Raw genomic sequence first — 20,227 nt, 5'->3', positions numbered from 1 at the left:
CGGCGTTGTTGGCGCAGCGAGCTCAGCATGGACGCAGTGGGCTGTTCCGCTCTCCTGAATTACGCGATGTGGACGGACTCCGGGCGTCCTGCATCCATCATATGGTTGAGGGCAGCGACACCGATAGCAACCTCGGCCTGCTGGCCAGGCAGCGTTCGAGCATGTAGGTGGTCGCCGAGGATGCGCTTGTAGCGCACCATGGCAGTTTCCGTCTTGGGTCGCTTGTCATAGTCGGTTTCCCGCTGTCAGTTCAAGCGGAAATTGTCGGAAATGCTTCAAATCTGCTGGTCGCGCTGCGTCGGTTTGCCGGTTATTCCCGGCAGCCCCGTGCTCCGCGGCGGAATGACAACCGTAGCGGTGGGATCGCGCCTGGCTGCCGTCTGGTAGGTTGGTTCGCCGTCACAGGCGTTGTCCGCCACGACGGTGTCAATGGGTCACATGGTGCGCCGCACCGAGGTCGATGTGGAGAATACCGAAGCCGACGTGGCCGCCGATCGGACGATGGGAGCAGAGAGGATCGACCGGAACCGCACTGATACCTGAGTCATTGATAAGGCAAAATGTAAAAAACGGCCGGAGCCATTAGCTCCGGCTGTTCTTCATCGGGTAATCATTCCGCGTATTTTTTGTCGAATTCCCAGACTTCCGGGAAACCGATCATGTTCGTGAACTCCGCGAAGCTGTAGAGGTTCGTCCGATCGGTCGTCGTGCCATTCTCGAGGAGATCGGAGTAAGCGATGTCGAGGGCCGCGGCCGTGGCCAGGAAGCCCGCCCCGGGAAAGATGGAGATCGCGAACCCCATCTCCTCCAGGTCCCGCGCCGGCAAGATCGGGGTCTTGCCCCCGTTGGCCATGTTTGCGACCAGGGGCTTGTCGAGCCGGCGGCCGATTTCGGCCATCTCATCGACGGTCTCCGGACTCTCGACGAAGAGAATGTCAGCCCCGGCCTCGGCATAGGCCTCGGCGCGGCGGATCGCCTCGTCGAGACCGAGCGATGTCCGGGCATCGGTGCGCGCAATGATCAGGAAGTCCCCGCTCGACCGGGCATCGTTCGCCACCTTGATCTTCTTGACCATATCAGCGACCGGGACCACCCGCCGGTTCGGCGTGTGGCCGCATTTCTTCGGGAATTCCTGATCTTCCAGCTGGATCGCGCTGACCCCGGCCGCCTCATAGCCCCGCACCGTGTGATGGACATTGAGCAGGCCGCCATAACCGGTGTCGGCATCGGCGATGACGGGTTTGGACGACATCTGGGCAATGCGCCCGACACGGACGATCATGTCGGTGTATGTCGCGATGCCGGCATCCGGCAGTCCGAGATAGGACGCGACCGTGCCATACCCGGTGACATAGAGCGCCTTGAAATCCATGCGGTCGGCCATCCGCGCGGAGATCATGTCATACACGCCCGGCGCCACGATGTATTCCTTGTTGGAAATCGCCTGTTTCAGACGGGGATCAGCCATTGGCTTCTGCTCCTTTTCTGGTATTAGTCGGAAGGCTCGGAACGAGCCAGGGATGACGCCGGGCGTGCGCGGTCTCGAAGGAACTGATCGCGTCCCTGTGCTGAAGGGTCATCTGTATCTCGGATGCCCCGATCAGCAGCGCCTGTTTGCGGTAGGGGTCGATGTCGAAGGCGAAACGGAAACCGTCGGGCCCGTCGACGGTCTGCTCCTTCAGGCTGACCGTCAGGGGCGTCGTCGGATCAGCGGCCAGACCATCGGCCAGGGTTCGCAGGATCTCCGGCGGAGCCACGATGGTCAGAAGTCCGTTGTTCAGCGCGTTGTTGAAGAAGATGTCGCCGAAGCTCGGCGCCACCACGACCCGGAAGCCGGCGTCGCCCAGCGCCCAGACCGCATGTTCCCGTGACGAGCCGCATCCGAAGTTGCTGCCGGCGATCAGGATCGTGGCCTGATCGAAGGGGTGCTGGTTGAGGATAAAGCCGAGCCTCGGTTCGCCATCGTCGTGGCGGCGCAGGTCATGGAAAAGCTGGTCGCCGTATCCTTCATCGCGGGCTCGGTGCAGGAACCTGGCGGGAATGATCTGATCCGTATCGAGGTTCGCCTGAAGAAGCGGCGCGGCTATGCCGGTATGGATCGTGAACGGTCGCATCGGGTGCCCTTCTCAGGATTTCAGTGTCCGGATGTCGGTCAGCCGGCCGGTCACGGCGGCGGCTACGGCCATCGCCGGACTCAGCAGGTGCGTACGGCTGCCGCGCCCCTGGCGCCCTGCGAAGTTTCGGTTTGACGTCGATGCGCACCGCTCCCCGGGCTGGACGATATCGCCGTTCATGCCCACGCACATGGAACAGCCGGGCTCGCGCCACTCGAAGCCGGCCTCCCTGAGGATTACATCAAGCCCCTCGGCTTCGGCCGCGGCCTTGACCCGGGCCGACCCCGGTATGACGGCCGCGGGCACAACCGCCCTGCGACCCCGCGCCGCCTCGGCGGCGGCGCGGATGTCCTCGATCCGGCCGTTTGTGCAGGAGCCGATGAAGACCCGGTCGATGACGATCTCCGACAGCGCCATGCCCGGCGTCAGGGCCATGTACTGCAGAGCCTCCTCGACTCCCCGGCGCTTCTCGGCATTCTCGATGAACGCAGGATCGGGAACATGTTCCGTGATCGGCAGGGCGGTTTCCGGAGAGGTGCCCCAGGTGACGGTCGGGGCCACCTCCCCGGCATCGAAGACGACCTCGCTGTCGAAGACGGCATCGGGATCGCTGACGAGATCGCGCCAGGCGGCCAAGGCAAGCTCCAGATTCTCTCCCGTGGGTGCATAGGGGCGTTCCCGGACATAGTCGAACGTGGTCTCGTCTGGAGCGACCATTCCGCACCTGGCACCCGCCTCGATGGACATGTTGCACAGGGTCATGCGCGCCTCCATCGACAGATCCCTGATGGCTGGGCCGCCATACTCGATGGCATGACCGGTTCCGCCGGCGGCGCCGATGCGGCCGATGATTGCCAGGACCAGATCCTTGGCGACAACGCCGGGCGGCAGTGTTCCGGTAACGGAAATGCGCATGCGCTTGGGCTTTTTCTGCCAGAGCGTCTGGGTTGCCAGCACATGGGCGATCTCGGAAGCCCCGATGCCGAAAGCAAGTGCGCCGACCGCGCCGTGGGTGGCGGTGTGGCTGTCGCCGCAGACGATCAGCGCCCCGGGAAGCGTAAGGCCCAGCTCAGGGGCGACGACATGGACGATACCCTGGTTCGGCGATCCGACCCCGAAGTTCATGATCTCCCATTTCCTGGTGTTTGTTTCCAATGCCGCGACCATGTCCTCGAAAAGTGGGTCCGGTTTCGCGGCCGGTTTTGTCGCGACGTAGTGATCAGGGGTTCCGAAAGTCAGGTCCGGCCGTCGGACCGACAATCGCTCCTTCTCGATCTGCTGGAAGGCCTGCCTGGTTCCGTCATGGACGTAATGGCGATCGACGAACAGCAGGGTCATGCCGTCCTGGCGTCGGGTGATCGCGTGCGAGTCCCAGACCTTGTCGAACAGTGTCCTAGACATCGGAGAGCCTCTCTTTCGTTCCGGGAAGGCGTCCGGGTGCGAACAGACGCTTCGCGATGTGCGGCCAGAGCGCGGACAGCATCATCACGGCGAGAATGCCGAGTGCTATCGGACGCTCAAGGAAGATACCCAGGCTGGAACCGCCGAGCTGATAGCTGCGCAGGAGCTCGCCCTCGGCCATGCCGCCCAGCAGGAGGCCGATCACCAGTGCCACCACCGGGAATCCGTTCTGCTTGAGAAACCAGCCGATGATGGCGCCGGCGACCACCGCGATGGGCCCCGTCATGTTGCCGGACAGCGCGTAGGATCCGAGGATGGTCAGCGCCAGTATGGTCGGGATGAGGATGCGCAGGGGCACCTTGACGATCATGAGCGACAGTCTCAGGAAGACCATGCCTATGCCGATCAGCAGCACGGCCTGGACGAGATTGCCGGCGATGATGGCGTAGACGATGTCCTTGTGGTCGGAGATGAAGCGGGGTCCGCCGGTGACGTTGTGCATGGCGAAGGCGCCGAGCATGATCGCAGTGCCGGCCCCTCCGGGCAGACCCAGGGCCAGAAGGGTCGCCATCGACCCGCCCTCGGAACTGCTGTTCGCGGACTCGGCGGCGACGACGCCCTTGGGGTTGCCCTTGCCGTAACTCTCCTTGTCAGGGTCGCGGTTGCGCGCGATGGAGTAGGACACGAGATTGGCGACGGTCGATCCGACGCCTGGGACGGTGCCGATGGAGGTGCCGATCAGTGAGCCTCGCAGGATCATCGGCCAATTCCTGAGACCCAGGAAGAATCCGGCGAACAGCTTGGAGAACCGGACCTCGCGCGCCGCCTCGTCCTCGACGATGTAGCTGCTGCGGATCAGGACGAACAGTTCGGAGGCCGCGAACAGGCCGATCAGGGCGGAGACCACCGGGATGCCATCGAGCAGGTACGCGCTGTCGAAGGTTCCGCGCATGGTGCCGCGCGAGCTCATGCCGATGGTGCCGGCGAGCAGCCCGACGCAGCCGACCAGGACCCCACGCCAGAACGAACCTTCGGACAGGGCGGCGATCAGCGTCAACCCCCACAGGGCGATCATGAACAGTTCCGGCGGTCCCAGCAGCAGGACGGCCTGGCTGATTGGCTCCAGCAGCAGGAGCAGCAGGATGTAGCCGATGGCGGTCCCCACGGTGGAGGCGGCGAGCGCGATGCCAAGCGCCTCGTTGTGCTGGCCGCGGCGCGCCATGGGGTAGCCGTCAAAGCAGGTCGCCACGGCGGCGGTGGTCCCGGGCACGTTCATCAGGATGGCCGGAACCGCGCCGCCGAAACCGCCGCCGGTGAAGATGCTGGTCAGAAACAGGATGGCCGGCACAAATTCCATGTAGAGCGTCATGGGCAGGAACACGGCCATGGCGATCGGCACGGAGAGCCCGGGGAGCATGCCGAACACGATGCCGATGATCAGGCCGAGCGGCACCACCAGCCAGGCCTGCCAGCCGGCGAGGAGGAGATCGGCGGCGCCGGAGAGGGCGTTGAGGTCAATCATGATGACGCCTCACAGAAACAGCGTCGGCACGGGCACGGAGAGCAGTTCGCGCATGCCATAGACGACGGTCGCGGAGACGATCGCCGCGTAGATGATCAGGAAGGCCCAGCGCCGCTCGCCCTGGAGCGCCATGCCGCCGGCCAGGAAGAGAAAAGTCGCGATGTCGAAGCCGATCCAGAACAGTCCGACGATGTACAGCACCATCAGGGCCATCGCGCCGGCGACCCGGTAGTCTCGCTCCGCCACCGGATCCCGCGGTCCGGCCGGAACGATCCTGAGTCCGCGCAGTTCCCTGGCGAGGAAGGACGCGCAGATGATCAGGGCGACCGCGCCTATGGGGCCGATCAGTATCATGTTGGGCAGGGTCGGAGACGCCGTGTAGGCATCCTGCAGATACCAGACCGTGAAGAGCGCCATGAGGAGAAAGGAGGCGCACTGCCCCCAGGGACCCTCGAAGCGGTAGGGGCCGAGTGTCATCGTAACCTCCCTTTCGGGCGAGAGGCCGGCGGCGCTTCTTGATTGGCGCCTTGCCGGTCCGCCGCTCAGTTCTCGAGTACGTCAATCCACTGGCTAAAGACCTCGTAACTCTCGTTCAGGGATTCCGTGGTGGCTTCCGGACCCATCCATTCCCCGCCGATCGCCGCTTTTTCGATATGCTCCTGGAAGTCCTTGCTCTCGAGCATCTGCCTGTAAACGTTCGTCAGCTTCTCGAAGCGCTCCGGATATTTCTCTTTGAAAGAGGCGTGCACCGTCAGCGTGCGCAGATCGGCCGGAATGACCGGGATCTCGACGTTGTAAGGCTTGAGCACCTCGTTGATCAGCGGCGCGTCCCAGGCCTCGTGCGGCTGCTTGCGGAACACCGCGAGCGGCCGGACATTGTCGCGGATGACCTCGCTGCCGAGGCCCGAGATAACGGAAAAGGAAACCTGGTTGCCTGCCAGCGCGGTCCGCATCGGTCCGCCACCGTCATAGGTGACGAAGTTGACGGCATCCTTGGGAATCCCAAGCTTTTCCAGCATGATCAGGGTCGAAAGGTGGCCGCCGTCGCCGATGATGATGGCCGAACTCGCCTCGCCCGGATTGTCGCGGATAAAATCGATCAGGTCGCCGGCCGTCTTGAAGGGAGAGTCCTTGTTGACGAGCAGGACGTAGTAGTCCTGCCATTGGCCGTTGATAAAGGCGAAGTTATCCCAATCCAGACCCGCCTGGTCGCGCAGGACATTGCTGATCAGGTAGGGATTGACCGGTGATACCAGGAGAGTATGGCCGTCGTCGGGCTGCTGCTGGAAATAGGCGTGACCGAGCGCGCCGGACGCGCCGGGCCGGTTAACGACCGTGACAGGCACTTTGAGATGGTCCGGCAGGTAGGTGGCGATGGCCCGGGCCATGCGGTCGGCCGATCCTCCGGCATTGAAAGGAACGATGATGTTGACCCTTCCGGACGGATACTCGTCGGCGAGCGACGTCTGCGGCGCGAGCACGCCCAGCGCAAGGGCGCCGACCATTGCACCGGCCATCAGCAGGGTGCGTCGGGTGGTCTGGATCATGGCGTTTCTCCCACGGTTTTTGTTTGAATCCGCCCATGTCTGGCAGGGCGAGCGGCGCTTCGCGCTTCCGCGAGATGGCCCTGACATCGGGGTAGGGCCATTGCGAACCCGCGTCGCCGGGGGGTACGGAGTCCTTCTTCGAAGACTTTCCGGGCTTCCGCGAATCATTGTGTACAATGACGCTGCACAATGCGCTTGCTTGCTGGTGCAGAGCCTAACAACATGGCACCATTGGATACAACAAAAAAATTTCTAAGGCATTGGGAATGAGCGAAACCAAGCGGAAGGAGTCGCAGGCCACGGCGGCCGACCGCGCCTACCAGCACATCCGATCCGGCATCTCGTCGGGCGAACTGAAAATCGGCGATCATCTCCGAGAGGAAGCCTTGGCGCTGAGCCTGGGGGTCAGCCGGACGCCGATCAGGGCCGCGCTTCAGAAACTCGCCGGCGAGGGCTTCGTTACATTCCAGACCCATCTGGGTGCGGTGGTCAAAGGCTGGTCAAGGCGGGACGTGATCGAGACCTTCGAGATCCGCGCCGAACTCGAAGCCATGGCTGCGCGGCGTGCCGCCCGGAATGCCAGCAAGGCGGACATCGAGGCGCTCCATGCGCTCTGCACGGCCATGGAAAAGGTCGTCACGGGCGAGAGGGAGATCGCGGAGCTGTCCCAACTGAACAAGGATTTCCATGTCAGGATCCTGCGGATGGCGGACCACCGTCGCTTGGAGAGTCTCGTAAACGGTCTGACCGAAATGGGTTTCCTGGTGCGCTCCTACAGCAAGTTCGATCAAGCCGCGCTGGCGAGGAGCATTTCTCACCATCGGGACATAGTCACCGCGATCGCGCAGGGGAACGGCGAATGGGCCGCCGCCATCATGAAGGCTCATATACTGGCGGCGACCAGCATTTATCAAGGAAATGAGGAAGGATAGGGTCCATCCGTATTCCCGATGCACAAGCGGTGAGTGCATTTCCACCATGCGCTTTCTCCGACGTCATGCGGCCTCCAGAACCCGGTGGCGCAACAGGTCGAGGGTGGCTGCCTGCTCTGGTGCTCGCGCCGGCCAACTCGCCCGGTGCGGTGATGATCGAGAGCTACGACGAGAGCGGCAGTCGGGTTCTCGGTTCGGTTCGGCTGGATCGAGTCGCCCTGCTGCGGCTACGGGGCTTGCGGGCCGGCAGGTATTCGTAGCGGTTCGAGTAAGCGGTTCCGGTGTAGACGGGGTCGGACAGGATGTGGTGGAACGTCGAGGGCGACCATGGCCGCCGGCCGCAGCGCGGGACCCAGGGGCCGAAGTTCAGCCGCTTGAGGATCTGGCGCAGGGTCAGGCTCTCCCCAACCAACCAATCGTAAAGCGTGCGCACGAGTTCAGCCTCCTCGTCGTCGATGGCGAGTTGGCCGCACGTGCCGTCCTGGCGTGGCCGGTAACGGTAACCGTAAGGCGCATGGGGGCCGATGAACTGCCCGGCCCGCGCCTTCTGGAGTTTGCCGCACCGGAAGCGCTCGCTGAGCAGTGAGCTATAGCGGAATTTGGGTGACGAGGTGTTCAGGCGGCGCTGTGTGATGTCGGCACGCTGACCTCGATGCCGTCGCGGAATTTGACGCCTTGGATGATCTTGGGCAACTGGTTTTCGCCCTGAAGTCGCCGCCAAGTTCTGGATGCTGCCGAGATCAGCTTGAAGACCATGAGCTTGGCAGTGTCCTGGGAAAGCGCCCCCTTGGTGCGGACCGTCCGGTGCCGGACTGTGGCGAAGACGCTTTCTATAGGGTTTGTGGTCCGCACGTGATCCCAATGCTCGGCCGGGAAGCTGTAGAAGGCCAGCAGGGCATCACGATCTTTGGTCAGGCATTCGACGGCACCGGAGTACTTGGCGCCGTACTTCTTCTCGAAGGTATCAAGGGCATGCTCCGCCGCCTTGAGGTCGGGCGCCATCCAGATCTCCCGCAGGTCCTGCTTGACCGCGGGCTGGAGCGATTTCGCCACCTTGTTGAGAACATTAGAACTTTTATGAAACCAGCAGCGCTGATGACGCGTGCCGGGGAAGACCTCGTCGAGCGCCTTCCAGAAGCCCAAAGCACCATCGGCGACCGCCAGTTCCGGGGCGATTCCCAGCCCGCGGGCCTTCAGGTCGATCAGCAGTTCGCGCCAGCTCTGGGCGCTTTCGCGGACGCCGACCTGGAAGCCGAGCAGTTCCTTTTTACCCTCCGGCGTGGCGCCGATCATCACCAGCATGCACTCGGCGGCAGGCTCCATGCGGGCCTGGAGGTAGACGCCGTCGGCCCAGACATAGACGTAGCGCCGGGCCGACAGGTCCCGCCGCTGCCAGCGCGCGTAGTCGTCCGCCCAGCTCTCCTTCAGCCGCGCGATGACCGCCGGTGACAGGTTGGGCGCGTCCTTGCCGAGCAGAACGCTCAGCGCCTCCTGGAAATCACCGGCTGAAACGCCGCGCAGATACAGGATTGGCAGCAGGGCGTCGAGACTGGTCGTCCGGCGCGCCCAGCGCGGCAGCAAGGCTGAGCTGAACCGGATGCGCTCGGCTGCCGGACCGGGAGCGCGATCACGGACCTTGATCCGCTGGACCTCGACCGGCCCAATCCCGGTCTGGATCATGCGCTCCGGTCCATGGCCATGCCGGACCAACCGGTCCCGGCCGTCGGCCAGCTTCAGGTCTTTGCTGGCAGCCAGGAAAGCCGCCACCTCGGCTTCGATGGCCTGCTCCAACAACTGGCGGGCTCCCGATCGGAGAAGGGCCGTCAGGGGATCATCGATCTCTTCGGGCTGGCGAAGCCGGACAATGCTGGTATCTTCGTTCATGGCGTAGCGCTCCCTCGTGGAGGTTCTGGCAGGCGTCAAGCACCTACCTCGTTACGCCACCTTCCTCACCTCGTCATCACCCAGTTTCCCCCATAGCTCGAGCCGCGTGCCATGGGAATGTAGGTCAGGTCCATGGCCCATACCTGGTTGGGACTCGTGACCGGCAGATTGCGCAGGAGATACGGATAGATCCTGTGCCCCGGCGCCGGTTTCGAGGTGTTGGGCTTGCGGTAAACAGCCTGGATCCTCATCCGCTTCATCAGCGTGGCAACATGTCGGCGGCCAACCTGGAAGCCCTCAGCCGTCAGCAGATCACGCAGCATGCGGCTGCCCGCGAACGGATAATCGAGATGCAGTTCGTCCATCCGGCGCATTCAGCGCGAGGTCGGCGGCCGAAGCTGGACGTGGCAGGTAATAGACGCTGCCCCGGCTGACGTTGAGCATCCTGGCCTGTCTGGTGATCGGCAGATCATGCGAGCGGTCGATCATCGCTTTGCGCTCAGCAAACCCGCTTTGCTGAGCGCGCCGGCCAAAAAATCGTTCTCCAGCGTCAACTCTCCGATCTTTGCATGCAGCACCGTCAGATCCACCGCCGGCCCCGAACTGTCGCCGCGACTGTCCGATCCAAATACCCCTGCTGCTCCGTCGAGAAGCTGCGCCTTCCATTAGGTGATCTGGTTGGGATGAATATCGAACTGCTGAGCCAACTCGGCCAGCGTCTTCTCGCCCTTGACGGCGGCCAAAGCCACCTTCGCCTTGAAAGCCGGTGTGTGGTTCCGGCGCGGTCGTCTCGTCATGGTCTCTCCTGTGCGGCACGCATACTGGCCGCTTTCAGGCAGAAACTCCACTTATCCCGATGTTCAGATTTCCCGAGCCAGCTCTGATGACGACAGGATCAAATCCTCAACACAGTTCCATTGGTGGCCAGCTTTCGTCTGAAATCCTAGAATTGGAAGCCTTCACCCGCCGTTGGTATGAGAGGCGCTGCACGCGGGTAAGATCACCAGAGCATCTGGCGCGAGACCTGACGGAATCTCCAACAGAACCAGCCAAGGTTGTGATATCCGGATATACCACCGAAGGGAATATTGCTGCCAAGCGTAATCTGGACGGATGCTTTCCTGGCGGGAGGGGAGATCGGAATGACTACCGTCGTTGTGGTACCCGGGATTTTTGGCGTTCAGATGATCAACTCGGACGGTGAAATGATCTGGCCGCCCGGGATGATGACGCGACCGATTGCCGGCGACACTCTGGTTCGCTATCTGCTGGATGAGCAGTGCAAACATGGAAGAATAATTGAGAGAGCCCCCTGCCTGGGAAAGGTTTACGGTGATCTCATATCGGCTCTAATAAAAATGTCAGGAGTTAGGGTTGAAGCCTACCACTACGACTGGCGCCTGGACCTGATACAGCAGAGCGATCTTTTAGCCAAGTTCCTGAACAGGATAGATGACGGCAATGAAATTGTCCTGATCGGCCATAGCATGGGAGGACTTATCTCACGCTTGCTGCTTGAATCGGGCCGCCACGATGACGAAGCTTGGTTCGGACGTATTACAAAATTCGTCGCAATCGCCGTCCCTCACTTGGGAGCTCCTCTAGCTCTCCTGCGGCTTGTGGGGCAGAATGGCCTTTCCAGCTTTTTCATGTCAGGCGGCAATATGAAAATGCTCGGGTCCAATCCGGAGAAGTTTCCGAGCGGATATCAACTTCTTCCGGCTCCCGGATACGACTGTTACGACGAGACAGGCGGGAGCCCCAATTCTCTCGTCGAGACCGCCGCCAAATTCAATTTGCAGGGGAGCGGGATCAAGGCGCTGGAGCGCGTCCATAAAATTCTTGGCCATTTCGATACGCCCAATAGCGTTGCTTATTATCTGGCCGTCGGCGACAAACATAACACGATCGGCCAGCTGCGCATCAACGCATCGGGCGTCATCGACGGGATGACCGAGCCAGGAGATGGCACGGTACCGCTTTGGAGCGCTTTGCCCCAACGGTTTTCACATCTGCCCAGCAGCAGGTACGCTTCCGACCATGTGGGCATCGTCGGGGATGTGCTGCTGCACGCCCACCTGCGCGAGATTCTGGAGCAGCCGTCCAGGGCGATACCGCCAGTTCTGCAGCTCTTCCCGACTTGGCGGGACATACGGCCAAGGGATCGTGTGCCGGTCACTCTGGCGGCCACCTTTTCCCTGAAGAATGTCTCCGGGCAGGTGAAGCTGATTGAATTGAAGTCCGGCGCAGTAGTTTACGACACGCAGCTCCCGCCGATTGCCAGCGAAAGCAAAAGCATCCAACTGAGTCTTCCTTCGCTTGAAACAGAAGGAGTTTATCGACTTTCGTTCAAAGCTCCCGGCCTGCCGGTCGCGACTGTCAGGTTAGTGGCGACAGAGTCGCATGAGGATGCAAATGGGCTGCTGCAGCAGGTCGACACCATCGATCACGAGTTTTAGAAATTCTTCCTAGACATCAAGCGCGTAGTTTCTCGGTCAACATGCGCTTCAGGAACCGAGAGAGAAATGATGCAGATCAATACAATCCGGATAAAAATAATAGCGATTAGATGCTAGACATAGTTACAATCCTTCTAGAGTCCGTTCACAACTAACTTCTTGACGTAAACATCTGGTATGTAATCGCCAGATGCCTGGTAAAAAGGAGGATTGAAAATGCCAGAGGACAATGCAAGCGAAAATAACAGATCCGCCGATGAGATGATAACGGATGACGATGCAGGAGCACAGTCAGACAGTATCAGTACCAATATAGATTTGACTGATGCGAAAGATCTCATCCTGCAGGAATGTGACGGATTTCCAAAAACGTGTCCTTTTGTCAAGGACAGTCTCCAACGGGCTATGGAAGCAGGTAGCGCGGTGGCAGATGCGTTGAGCAAAGCCGCAGCTGCGAAGGCTGACGCCGACCTCGCACGCGTACAGGCCGAGACGGCCGTCAGGAACGCCGCAGAAGCGAGGGCTGAGGCTGAATTCTTTAAGCTGGAGGCCGACCAAGCAGCGGCAGACGTTGCCTTCGCCCGTGCTGAGGCCGCTCGGGCACGGCGCGAGGCTGACGCATTGCGGGAGGACGCGGAAAGTGAAGCCGAGCGCAGGGCGCGCCGAACGACAGAACTGGCGAGGGTAGAAGCTGAGTTCGCTGCCAACCCACGGAAAAAGGTGGATCGTGTCGCCGTGGTCGCTTGCGGCAGGTTCGACATGCGCGACCAAAAGATTACTAAAGTCTATGTTAAGCAACGCGACGAGTACGCCATCTACAAGTCTGGTGGCGAAGTCATGATCCAATTCTCGGACGACGAGGGATTAGCAAAGACCCAACGGAAGGACATTCTGGCTCTCGGTACCGGCAAGGCGGACCTCAATGCACTGCTGGAGGGCATGCCTGAAGCGAAGCGCGCCAGTTACGATCAGCGAATGGCCACAGCATTGCACCAGTGCCTTGAGGATGATTGCGACGATACGGCCAAGAACATATTGGCAAAGGCATATGCGGATGCCCTCCTACAGCGTAGTGCCGATGGCCGTATTCAGTATCTCGTATGGGCTGCAATCTGCGCGTTACTTGGCATCGCCGTCCTCTCCCAAGTCCAATACAGTCTTTTGCCTTTCAATAATCCAGCGGACAATCTATGGCTCGCGGGCAGAGCGGGCATCGTCGGGGCGCTGCTGTCAATAGGCATTGGTATCCGCAACCGGACGGTAGCGATCGATCTATACCGGTGGAGCAACGTCGCCGAAGGCGCGTTAAGGCTGACCATCGGCATGATCTGCGCAGGCTTTCTGCTCATGGGCCTCACCTCCGGCATTTTGCCCGAGATTACGGTGGGTGGTATGCGGATAATCGGGCTAGGCATGTCATGGCAAGCAGTTCTGGTCGTGGGCTTCGTAGCCGGTTTCCTCGAGCGATTGGTTCCCGACCTGCTGGAGAAGACGGGGCCGCAGCCTCCGAAGGAAATCCAGCAGACAAGTGCGCCGCTCGGAGGTGGTGACAAGACTACCCAAAGCTGATTTGTCTGGGCTCAAGATGCTGCCTCTGACGACGCTTAAGAGCCTATCCCGGTAGGGAGGATTTGGCGGCCTGACTGTTGCTTTTTCGAAGCCCCTCAGCTTTGGAGGAGAGCGATGGGTCAGATGATTCAGGACAGTGGCTGGCGGATCCCGGATGGTTTGTGGGAGCGGATGGTCGTGCTACTGCCGCCTCGGCCGCGCCATCCGCTGGGCTGCCACAATCGAGTTGCCCGCCCACGGGTTCGCCGGCCTCGACGAGGCCCGTGCCTGGGCAAGGCCTTCGTCGGCTGGTACAACGACGAGCACCGCCACGGCGGCATCCGATACGTCACCCCCGCCCAGCGCCACGCCAGGCGAGACCGCGAGATCCCGGCCGCCCGTCACGACCTTTACCGGCGCGCCAAGGAGCGCAACCCGAGCCGGTAGAGCGGGAGGACGCGCAACTGGTCGCCCATCGGCGCCGTCACCCTCAATCCGGAGCGGGACGCCGCCATCACAGCCGCACCCCGCGCCAAGCAAAAGACCGGCGCGGCCGCATGACACAGGCGACAACTACCTTGACTTGCTCTTCCAGCCCTGTAGCACAACCGAACTGACGGAGCCCGACAATGATTACCGGCTTGACACCAAACACCCATACAACCAATTACAGCCAAATTTGTTAATTAATATATTTCGCATTACTACTTAGGGCTATGCAAGTTTGAACTTCTATCGGACGAGTATATGCACCTAATAGGCCGAGTCATTTCCGACTTTTTGCCAAATATTATTATTGATCATGAATTTTTAATCATAGGAAACTAATATGATGTCTTGCAGTCAAAACAATAAATGCTCCCCTTCAACATCAATCAGCCAATGTTTTTCAATATTTCTTAGTAGAAGGACGTCGATACGCGCCAGTATTAAAACAAATAGATCAGTCTCGGTCACCGCAGCGACACGACTCAATCCACTATACCCCATGCTTGAACGGTTGTTCTTGAAATCTGCCGACGCAGTCCAATCAGCCAGCAAGGCGGATGCAGCGACCTCCGGTTCGACACGCAGATCCGATTGGCTAGGTGTCGCAGTTGCAAGCACGATAGCCCTATTGACGACCGGTTGCCAGCGGACCGAAGACCTGCGGGGCCTCCTCGATGGCGGCGGTATGGAGCTTCCGGCTGTCGAAGTGACGAGCTACGTCGAGAATCAGCAGAAGGTCCTCCGCGACCTCATGCTGTCGGCCAATATCCTACCTTGCAAGCTCGATAAGGACGGCTACGAGATCGCGGAATCCCCAGCTGGTTGCAAACGCACCACAGATCTCACGCCCGAGCAATGGCCCCCGATCGTTTGGGCGGGAATCGCGCTCGCCGACCAGAAATGTGAACGCTACATGAATGCGCTTTTTTGGGTAGACCGCGCAAAAGATCGTACCATCAACCAGATCGGCTTGGCCGGAACGGCGACGGCCGCAATCCTGGGCATCGCGAACGCCGCGGCGGAGGCCATCGCAATCACGGCGGTGGGGTTCGGGCTGGCGACGGCGACGACGGAGAACATCGGCAGCGGTCTTCTCTACAGTCTCGATCCCTCCGCCGTGCGGAGCCTCGTCAAGACCATGCAGGCAGTCTATTTGATCGAACTGGAGTCAGGCCAGTACAGGAACCGTCCCACGGCGTTCTGGGCGATCCAGCGCTACATCTCCTTCTGTCTACCCGCCTCGATCGAGACGCAGGTGACGAAGGCCGTACAGCGGGCCAACCCCGAGGCATTGACACTGCAATCCGGAGTACCGCCGGAAATCGGCATCGGTATCCGCGACGTACTGATCCAAACCGGAACGACCGCAGCGGATGAAGCGGTTCAGGACCGGCTGATCGCCTTCATTAAGCAGCCGGGAAACGTGGATAAATTCAGAGCGGCCCTGCAAAAAGTCGCACCGGATCTGGATGTCCAGCATTTCACCCCGGTACTCCGCGACCGAATCTACGCCGACCTGCGCCGCAAGATCGCTGAAGAACTCAAGCTCTAATGGGTGACGCCACATGCCGACGCGCTACACACTCCGCAACAGGAAATGGTCACAGCTGCAGGACGATATCTTCATCTGCCGCGACCTCGACCGGGGCATTCCTGAAACGATCCCGCAACCGGACGGTCTCTGGACGCTCCGTTGCCTGGTCGCCGGCCCGTCCCTGAATGCAGCCGTCGGAGCTGAGTTGAGCGAGGTGCGACACACCGAATCTGCCCGTCAAGCCTTCCTCCAGCGTCTCGAACTCAAGCTGGGCAAGCCATACATCTGGGGCGCCGACGGCCCCGAGTCGTATGACTGTTCGGGTTTCGCCCAGTATGCCCTTTCCGGCCTCGGTCTCGACCCGCCGGGCGACCAGACGGCGCACGAGCTTTTCAGCCACTTCGGCGCATCCGGACGAGGACGCAAGCTGGAGCAAGGCCAAGCCGCCGACCTCGGCGACCTCGCCTTCTTCGGCACGGAGAGCCGGATCCATCATGTCGGTATCTGTGTCGATGCCACGCAGATGATCGAGGCCGGCGGCGGCGACGAGACGACCCGGACCGAGGAGGTCGCGCTGCAACAGGGCGCCAAGGTTCGCTACTGGCCGATCAACCGGCGCAGCAGCCTTCACGCCGTCATACGCCCCCACGGGATGCCCTGGCACGACGCGCCGGTGCCGGCGGCCGGTCCTGCGGCGATCCTGCCGGATGTCAGCCTCAGCCCCGGACAGCTCGCCGAGTTGCGCCGCGACCTTGAGGCGTTAGGAGCCTTCCGGGCGATCATCGACGCCGCGGCGGCAAAGCACGGGACAGGCACGGCGTTGATCGCGGGTCTCGGCTCGCGGGAGTCCGCCTGGGGGCGCAGCTTGAAGCCGACAGGCCCGGAAGGCACCGGCGACTTCATGGCGCGCAACCCGCGGGGCGACCGGACCGGAGGGCTGCCGCCGGATGGCCGGGGCTTCGGCCGCGGGCTGTTGCAGATCGATTGGGACTGGCACCCCTTCGCGCGCGCGTCAGGCTGGGAGGATCCCGCCGCCAACATCCACTATGGCACGGCGCTGCTGGCCGAAAACCTGGCTCGGATACGCGCGGACTTTCCCGGCATGGACGATTTCGCGGCGACCGCCGCTGCTCTGGCGGCTTACAACGCCGGCTACGAGGGCGTCAGGAAGCTCTTGCCGGCTGCGGCAGAGGTGATCGACGGCATCACGACCGGCAGGAACTACAGCCGGGACGTTCTTGGGCGCGCCGCTTGGTTCCGCTCGAACGGCCTCGCATGAAGCCGGCGGAGCCACCGGCATGGGCAGAAAACCTGGACAGCGACTGATCAGGGCGTGGGAGGCCGACGATGTCTAACCCGGACAATCCGCAACGGCATGAACCGACCGGGGCGGGGGCGGGTCCCAGTGGCGGGACGCGGCATTCCTGGTTCACTTGGGAACGGTTCAAGGACGTGATCGCCGTCCTTACGCCGATCGTTACCATCATCCTGGGCGTGATCCAATGGCAGCTCAGCCATGAGCAGGAAAGGTTGCAAAGCGCTCTGGATCAACGCGTCGGCCGAACCAAGATCATCGACGACATGGTTGCCAACATCAACCAGCATGTCAAAGACTCTACATTGAAAGATCAGGCCAAGGCCAGGATCACGATCTCCCTGATGAAGATACGGACTGACGCGTCGATAGACGACGATGGAAAGCTTGATTCAAAGCAAGAAGAATCCATTCACAAACTTCCACTCTACTTTGCCTTGCTCTCAAACAACGACGACATGCTTGCCGACATCGGGGCTGAAAAGCGCGAGTTGGCATTGTGGGTTCCGTTCGCGCAGCGGACCGGCGATCAGGGCATCAAGAGTGCCGCGTTGAACGCTCTCGACCAGATCATGGCGACCACCGCCAGCATCGGCATCCGGAAGGAGGTGGCTCGCTCCATCCTCGGCATGAACATTCCTTCCGACAACCCGGAGCTCCGCCAGCGGCTCCGCGACAGCATTGTCAAGGCCCTCGCGCGGTCACAACTTGCGGAAGAGCCGACCGACAAGGAGATGATTGACTTGAACGGACGCCTGAATGCCGCCCTGGATGACCTCGTCGTCAAGCAAGCCATATCGGCATCGGACCAAGAACCGTCCGGTCAGATCACCACGGCTCCTGCGTTCGATACCACCTCGGCAGGCGTCCTCCCGATCAAGAACGAGCTGCAGCAGGCGGCCGCCAACGCCGTCGCCAACCTGCCGGAGCCCAATCCGGACGAGGTCGGCGCGCTGATCAGCCAGCTGGACGGCGAGCAGCGGCGCTTGGCACGCAGCGAGCTTGCGCGTATCGGCGCCCCTGCGGTTCCCGCCCTCATCGCGGCCCTGACAGCGCCGAATCCCACATACCGTATCCAACTCGGCGCGGTCACGGCGCTGGCGCTCATGGCTCCCGCCGACGTCAAGCTTCCGCAGGACGGGGCGGAAGCGGTCGTCAAGCTCCTGGGCCATTCGGATGATACCATGCGCAAGACCGCCGCTCTGCTCCTCAACAGCCTCGTCGATCCGGAGTCGCTGAAACGCACCGGGGAGCTGCTGTTCTCCCAGTTGAAGGAGTCGAACAACGGCAACCTGGTCTACAATTCCGTGACCGTCCTTGGTTCCTGGCTGCCGCGCGGCGATCTGGATCCGGCATTCCGGGCGGATATCCGCACCGGGCTGGAAGAGGCGCAGGATCGGTTTCGATCGGCTCCGGGCTGGCAGAAGACCCTCTCGATTCTCGACGGGTACCTGCGCCGCTGATGGTCGGGTGCCCTGATCGATCCGGCGGGCGTCCTCACCCGGAAGGCCCGGGTGAGGACGCCCGACTTCGGGGCCGCATGTAACCTGACTTCCCACACCGTCATTGCCTCTCCCGGCGCGGTGCGGTAATCCTCTCGGCTTCCGCCGGCAAGGCGTACCGCACAGTACCCGCAATCCACGGTTCCTTCCATGCTCACCGCCCAGGCCAAGTCAACTGATATTGTCAAGTTGGCGGCAAGTCGGGTTGCCTGGGCAACTCGGGTGTAACCGCTCACGGGACCGGCAGATCCTCGCGGAACGGCACACCCTCTAACAGCACGCCCGGACCACGAATTCGCGCCGATGAACAGGCGCGACGTGCGACCCATCGCCGCCGTTACACTCAGCCCGGAGCGTGACACCGCGCATGAGAAGGGCGACAACTACTTTGACTCGCTTCGGCGCCGAGCATAAGCCTTTATCGTCCAACACACTTGATCCCAAGAGCGTTTCCCATTAAACAGTTAAATCAACCTTTAGCCGAATAGCCGTCTGCATACCTACTTGTCCGTCCACAACTAACCCATTAGTCGCTTGGAAAGCTGCAACAGCAGCAGCTGTGTTGTGGCCATAGATGCCGTCAATCGGACCGGGATTAAAGCCGGCATCGGCGAGTGCGCGTTGAATAGCTCGAACAACTTCACGCCGCATATTCGGCATACCGATCATGTAAAGGAGTTCTACTCCGTCGATAGCGATCCCTTGGTTCGCAGGAACATAATCAAAGCCTGGAACTAGTACGCCAGTATCCCAATTTCGACCAGAAGACCTGTCAACGCACACACCAAACTGTTTTCCTTTAGCTTCGACTGTGCCACCTTTTCCATCGCTAACTGCTATATGCCCCATTGCTCCCTCAGTGGGAGGATAACGCAGCAGCATCGCCCCCTCCGTCGCAATAGCAACTTGCCAGTCGATACGGATGCCGATCTTCTGCGAGTCTCGCTTCCACGCGCCAGTATAGGCTTCTGTCGTCGCTGGGTTTCCAGCATTATTTGTGCAACCATATAGAAAGCCACCTACTTGATATATGAGCCAGGATACGAATTCAGCACAGTCCCACGGGCCTTGCCAGTTAGAATTGTTTTTTGGGACACATACATTAACGTAATCCTGACCGATGCGCGTTCTAGCAAGTTTGAGGACTTCATGTCCGGTCGGCATTAGCTTCCTCCAAAACAACAAAGAACCAAAAGCTCAGATTACTTTGTATGAAATTAACCTGCAGACGAATGTTGTATAGAGCCTATATCGGTTTTCAAATAATAATAAATAGGATTAATCTATTAGACTTATATTTTTATATTAAATTTGCATAATGAATGATCCTAAAGCGGTTTTGTTTCAGCTGTTCTGAAGGTACCGTCAACTTGAGCTCCGGGGCTTGCGGAGGCGGGTGGCTGGCGGGTATGGGACGGGGATGGGCGTTGGTGCAGCGAGCTCAGCATAGATGCAGTGGGCCTATCGGTTCTGTCAGATCTCAGGGCAGCTTGCCGAGAGCGACGTTGACGGATAGGTTCCCGGGCCCCCGTTTTGAGTGATCAAGAGAGCCGCCATGAACTGCCCGCACTGCCACTCGTCGTCGACCACCGAGCGGGAAGAGCGAACTGTCCATGGCTTCCGGCGATTCCGCTGCCGGGAATGCGGGCGGCGATACAATGAACGGACCGGCACGGCATTGAACCGGGTCCAGGTCCCGACCGACATCGTGTTTCTCGTGGTCTTCTGGAGGCTGCGCTACAAGCTGAGCTTGCGCGACCTTGCCGAAATGTTTCTGATCCGGGGCCTGGTGTTCACCCACGAGGCGGTGCGCGACTGGGAAGCCAGGCTGGCCCCACTGCTCACCGAGGGCCTGCGCCAGCGCCGGGCCGGCAAAGCCGGCCGGTGCTGGCACATCGATGAGACCTACGTCAAAGTCGCCGGTGAGTGGTGCTATCTGTACCGGGCGTCGACCGGAGAGTGTCAGGAATTTCGTGTGAG

Annotated in this window: 17 protein-coding genes and 3 pseudogenes; 8 read left to right on the top strand and 12 right to left on the bottom strand. The window is 61.0% G+C overall.

Annotated elements, in window-relative coordinates; all coding sequences use genetic code 11:
* Window positions 1-59: 59 nt before the first annotated feature.
* The 7 genes from JL100_RS32850 to JL100_RS32820 all read right to left on the bottom strand — a co-directional run bounded on the left by JL100_RS32850 (window position 60) and on the right by JL100_RS32820 (window position 6,584).
* A complete protein-coding gene (locus JL100_RS32850) occupies window positions 60-200 on the bottom strand; it encodes a hypothetical protein (protein WP_202685562.1) in 141 nt (46 codons plus the stop codon).
* A gap of 410 nt (window positions 201-610) precedes the next feature.
* Window positions 611-1,468 (bottom strand): isocitrate lyase/PEP mutase family protein, encoded by an 858-nt coding sequence (locus JL100_RS32845; RefSeq protein WP_202685563.1) that lies wholly within the window; start codon window positions 1,466-1,468, stop codon window positions 611-613.
* A complete protein-coding gene (gene leuD, locus JL100_RS32840; RefSeq protein ID WP_202685564.1) occupies window positions 1,461-2,114 on the bottom strand; it encodes a 3-isopropylmalate dehydratase small subunit in 654 nt (217 codons plus the stop codon). The genes JL100_RS32845 and leuD overlap by 8 nt, the downstream gene beginning before the upstream one ends.
* A 12-nt stretch (window positions 2,115-2,126) precedes the next feature.
* Window positions 2,127-3,515, bottom strand: coding sequence for a 3-isopropylmalate dehydratase large subunit (leuC, locus tag JL100_RS32835; RefSeq protein ID WP_202685565.1), 1,389 nt, complete (start codon window positions 3,513-3,515; stop codon window positions 2,127-2,129).
* Window positions 3,508-5,037, bottom strand: coding sequence for a tripartite tricarboxylate transporter permease (locus tag JL100_RS32830; RefSeq protein WP_202685566.1), 1,530 nt, complete (start codon window positions 5,035-5,037; stop codon window positions 3,508-3,510). The genes leuC and JL100_RS32830 overlap by 8 nt, the downstream gene beginning before the upstream one ends.
* A gap of 9 nt (window positions 5,038-5,046) precedes the next feature.
* Window positions 5,047-5,514, bottom strand: coding sequence for a tripartite tricarboxylate transporter TctB family protein (locus tag JL100_RS32825; protein ID WP_202685567.1), 468 nt, complete (start codon window positions 5,512-5,514; stop codon window positions 5,047-5,049).
* A gap of 65 nt (window positions 5,515-5,579) precedes the next feature.
* A complete protein-coding gene (locus JL100_RS32820; protein ID WP_202685568.1) occupies window positions 5,580-6,584 on the bottom strand; it encodes a Bug family tripartite tricarboxylate transporter substrate binding protein in 1,005 nt (334 codons plus the stop codon).
* Between the two features lie 266 nt (window positions 6,585-6,850).
* On the opposite strand from JL100_RS32820, the gene JL100_RS32815 reads away from it, so the two are divergent.
* Window positions 6,851-7,516, top strand: coding sequence for a GntR family transcriptional regulator (locus JL100_RS32815; RefSeq protein WP_202685569.1), 666 nt, complete (start codon window positions 6,851-6,853; stop codon window positions 7,514-7,516).
* 163 nt (window positions 7,517-7,679) lie between these two features.
* Here JL100_RS32815 and JL100_RS32810 read toward each other — a convergent pair whose 3' ends face one another.
* The 3 genes and pseudogenes from JL100_RS32810 to JL100_RS32800 form a co-directional block, all read right to left on the bottom strand.
* Complete coding sequence (locus tag JL100_RS32810; RefSeq protein WP_228421576.1) at window positions 7,680-8,237, bottom strand: recombinase family protein; 558 nt, start codon at window positions 8,235-8,237, stop codon at window positions 7,680-7,682.
* Window positions 8,132-9,400: an IS256 family transposase gene (locus tag JL100_RS32805; RefSeq protein WP_228420945.1), complete on the bottom strand. Its 1,269-nt coding sequence runs from the start codon at window positions 9,398-9,400 to the stop codon at window positions 8,132-8,134. The genes JL100_RS32810 and JL100_RS32805 overlap by 106 nt, the downstream gene beginning before the upstream one ends.
* 92 nt (window positions 9,401-9,492) lie before the next feature.
* Window positions 9,493-10,197: pseudogene (locus tag JL100_RS32800) on the bottom strand (IS3 family transposase); the annotation flags it as partial.
* A gap of 345 nt (window positions 10,198-10,542) precedes the next feature.
* Between JL100_RS32800 and JL100_RS32795 the strand changes: the two are divergent.
* From JL100_RS32795 to JL100_RS32780, 3 genes and pseudogenes are all read left to right on the top strand, one after another.
* Entirely contained in the window at window positions 10,543-11,859 is a 1,317-nt protein-coding gene (locus JL100_RS32795; protein ID WP_202685661.1) for a lipase/acyltransferase domain-containing protein, read from the top strand.
* 216 nt (window positions 11,860-12,075) lie between these two features.
* Window positions 12,076-13,428 carry a hypothetical protein gene (locus tag JL100_RS32790; RefSeq protein WP_202685662.1) on the top strand — a complete coding sequence of 451 codons (1,353 nt, stop codon included), beginning with the start codon at window positions 12,076-12,078 and terminating at the stop codon, window positions 13,426-13,428.
* Between the two features lie 229 nt (window positions 13,429-13,657).
* A pseudogene (locus JL100_RS32780) lies at window positions 13,658-13,968 on the top strand (IS3 family transposase); the annotation flags it as partial.
* 282 nt (window positions 13,969-14,250) lie between these two features.
* Here the strand turns inward: JL100_RS32780 and JL100_RS32775 are convergent.
* Window positions 14,251-14,514, bottom strand: a complete 264-nt coding sequence (locus tag JL100_RS32775; protein WP_202685664.1) for a hypothetical protein — start codon at window positions 14,512-14,514, stop codon at window positions 14,251-14,253.
* A gap of 10 nt (window positions 14,515-14,524) precedes the next feature.
* Here JL100_RS32775 and JL100_RS32770 point away from each other — a divergent pair, with 10 nt between their 5' ends.
* The 3 genes from JL100_RS32770 (at window position 14,525) to JL100_RS32760 (ending at window position 18,208) form a co-directional block, all read left to right on the top strand.
* The gene (locus JL100_RS32770) at window positions 14,525-15,448 is read left to right on the top strand and encodes a hypothetical protein (RefSeq protein ID WP_202685665.1); all 924 of its coding nucleotides are present in this window, start codon (window positions 14,525-14,527) and stop codon (window positions 15,446-15,448) included.
* A gap of 13 nt (window positions 15,449-15,461) precedes the next feature.
* Complete coding sequence (locus JL100_RS32765) at window positions 15,462-16,709, top strand: NlpC/P60 family protein (RefSeq protein ID WP_202685666.1); 1,248 nt, start codon at window positions 15,462-15,464, stop codon at window positions 16,707-16,709.
* Between the two features lie 68 nt (window positions 16,710-16,777).
* Entirely contained in the window at window positions 16,778-18,208 is a 1,431-nt protein-coding gene (locus JL100_RS32760) for a HEAT repeat domain-containing protein (RefSeq protein ID WP_202685667.1), read from the top strand.
* 495 nt (window positions 18,209-18,703) lie between these two features.
* Here JL100_RS32760 and JL100_RS32755 read toward each other — a convergent pair whose 3' ends face one another.
* Window positions 18,704-19,411, bottom strand: a complete 708-nt coding sequence (locus tag JL100_RS32755) for a peptidoglycan-binding domain-containing protein (protein ID WP_202685668.1) — start codon at window positions 19,409-19,411, stop codon at window positions 18,704-18,706.
* Between the two features lie 391 nt (window positions 19,412-19,802).
* Between JL100_RS32755 and JL100_RS32750 the strand changes: the two are divergent.
* Window positions 19,803-20,195: pseudogene (locus tag JL100_RS32750) on the top strand (DDE-type integrase/transposase/recombinase); the annotation flags it as partial.
* Window positions 20,196-20,227: the final 32 nt, after the last annotated feature.

It is taken from the genome of Skermanella mucosa, assembly GCF_016765655.2.
GTDB lineage: Bacteria > Pseudomonadota > Alphaproteobacteria > Azospirillales > Azospirillaceae > Skermanella > Skermanella mucosa.
Note: the sequence above shows the minus strand (reverse complement) of the source record. Positions and strands in the feature narration are given on the sequence as shown.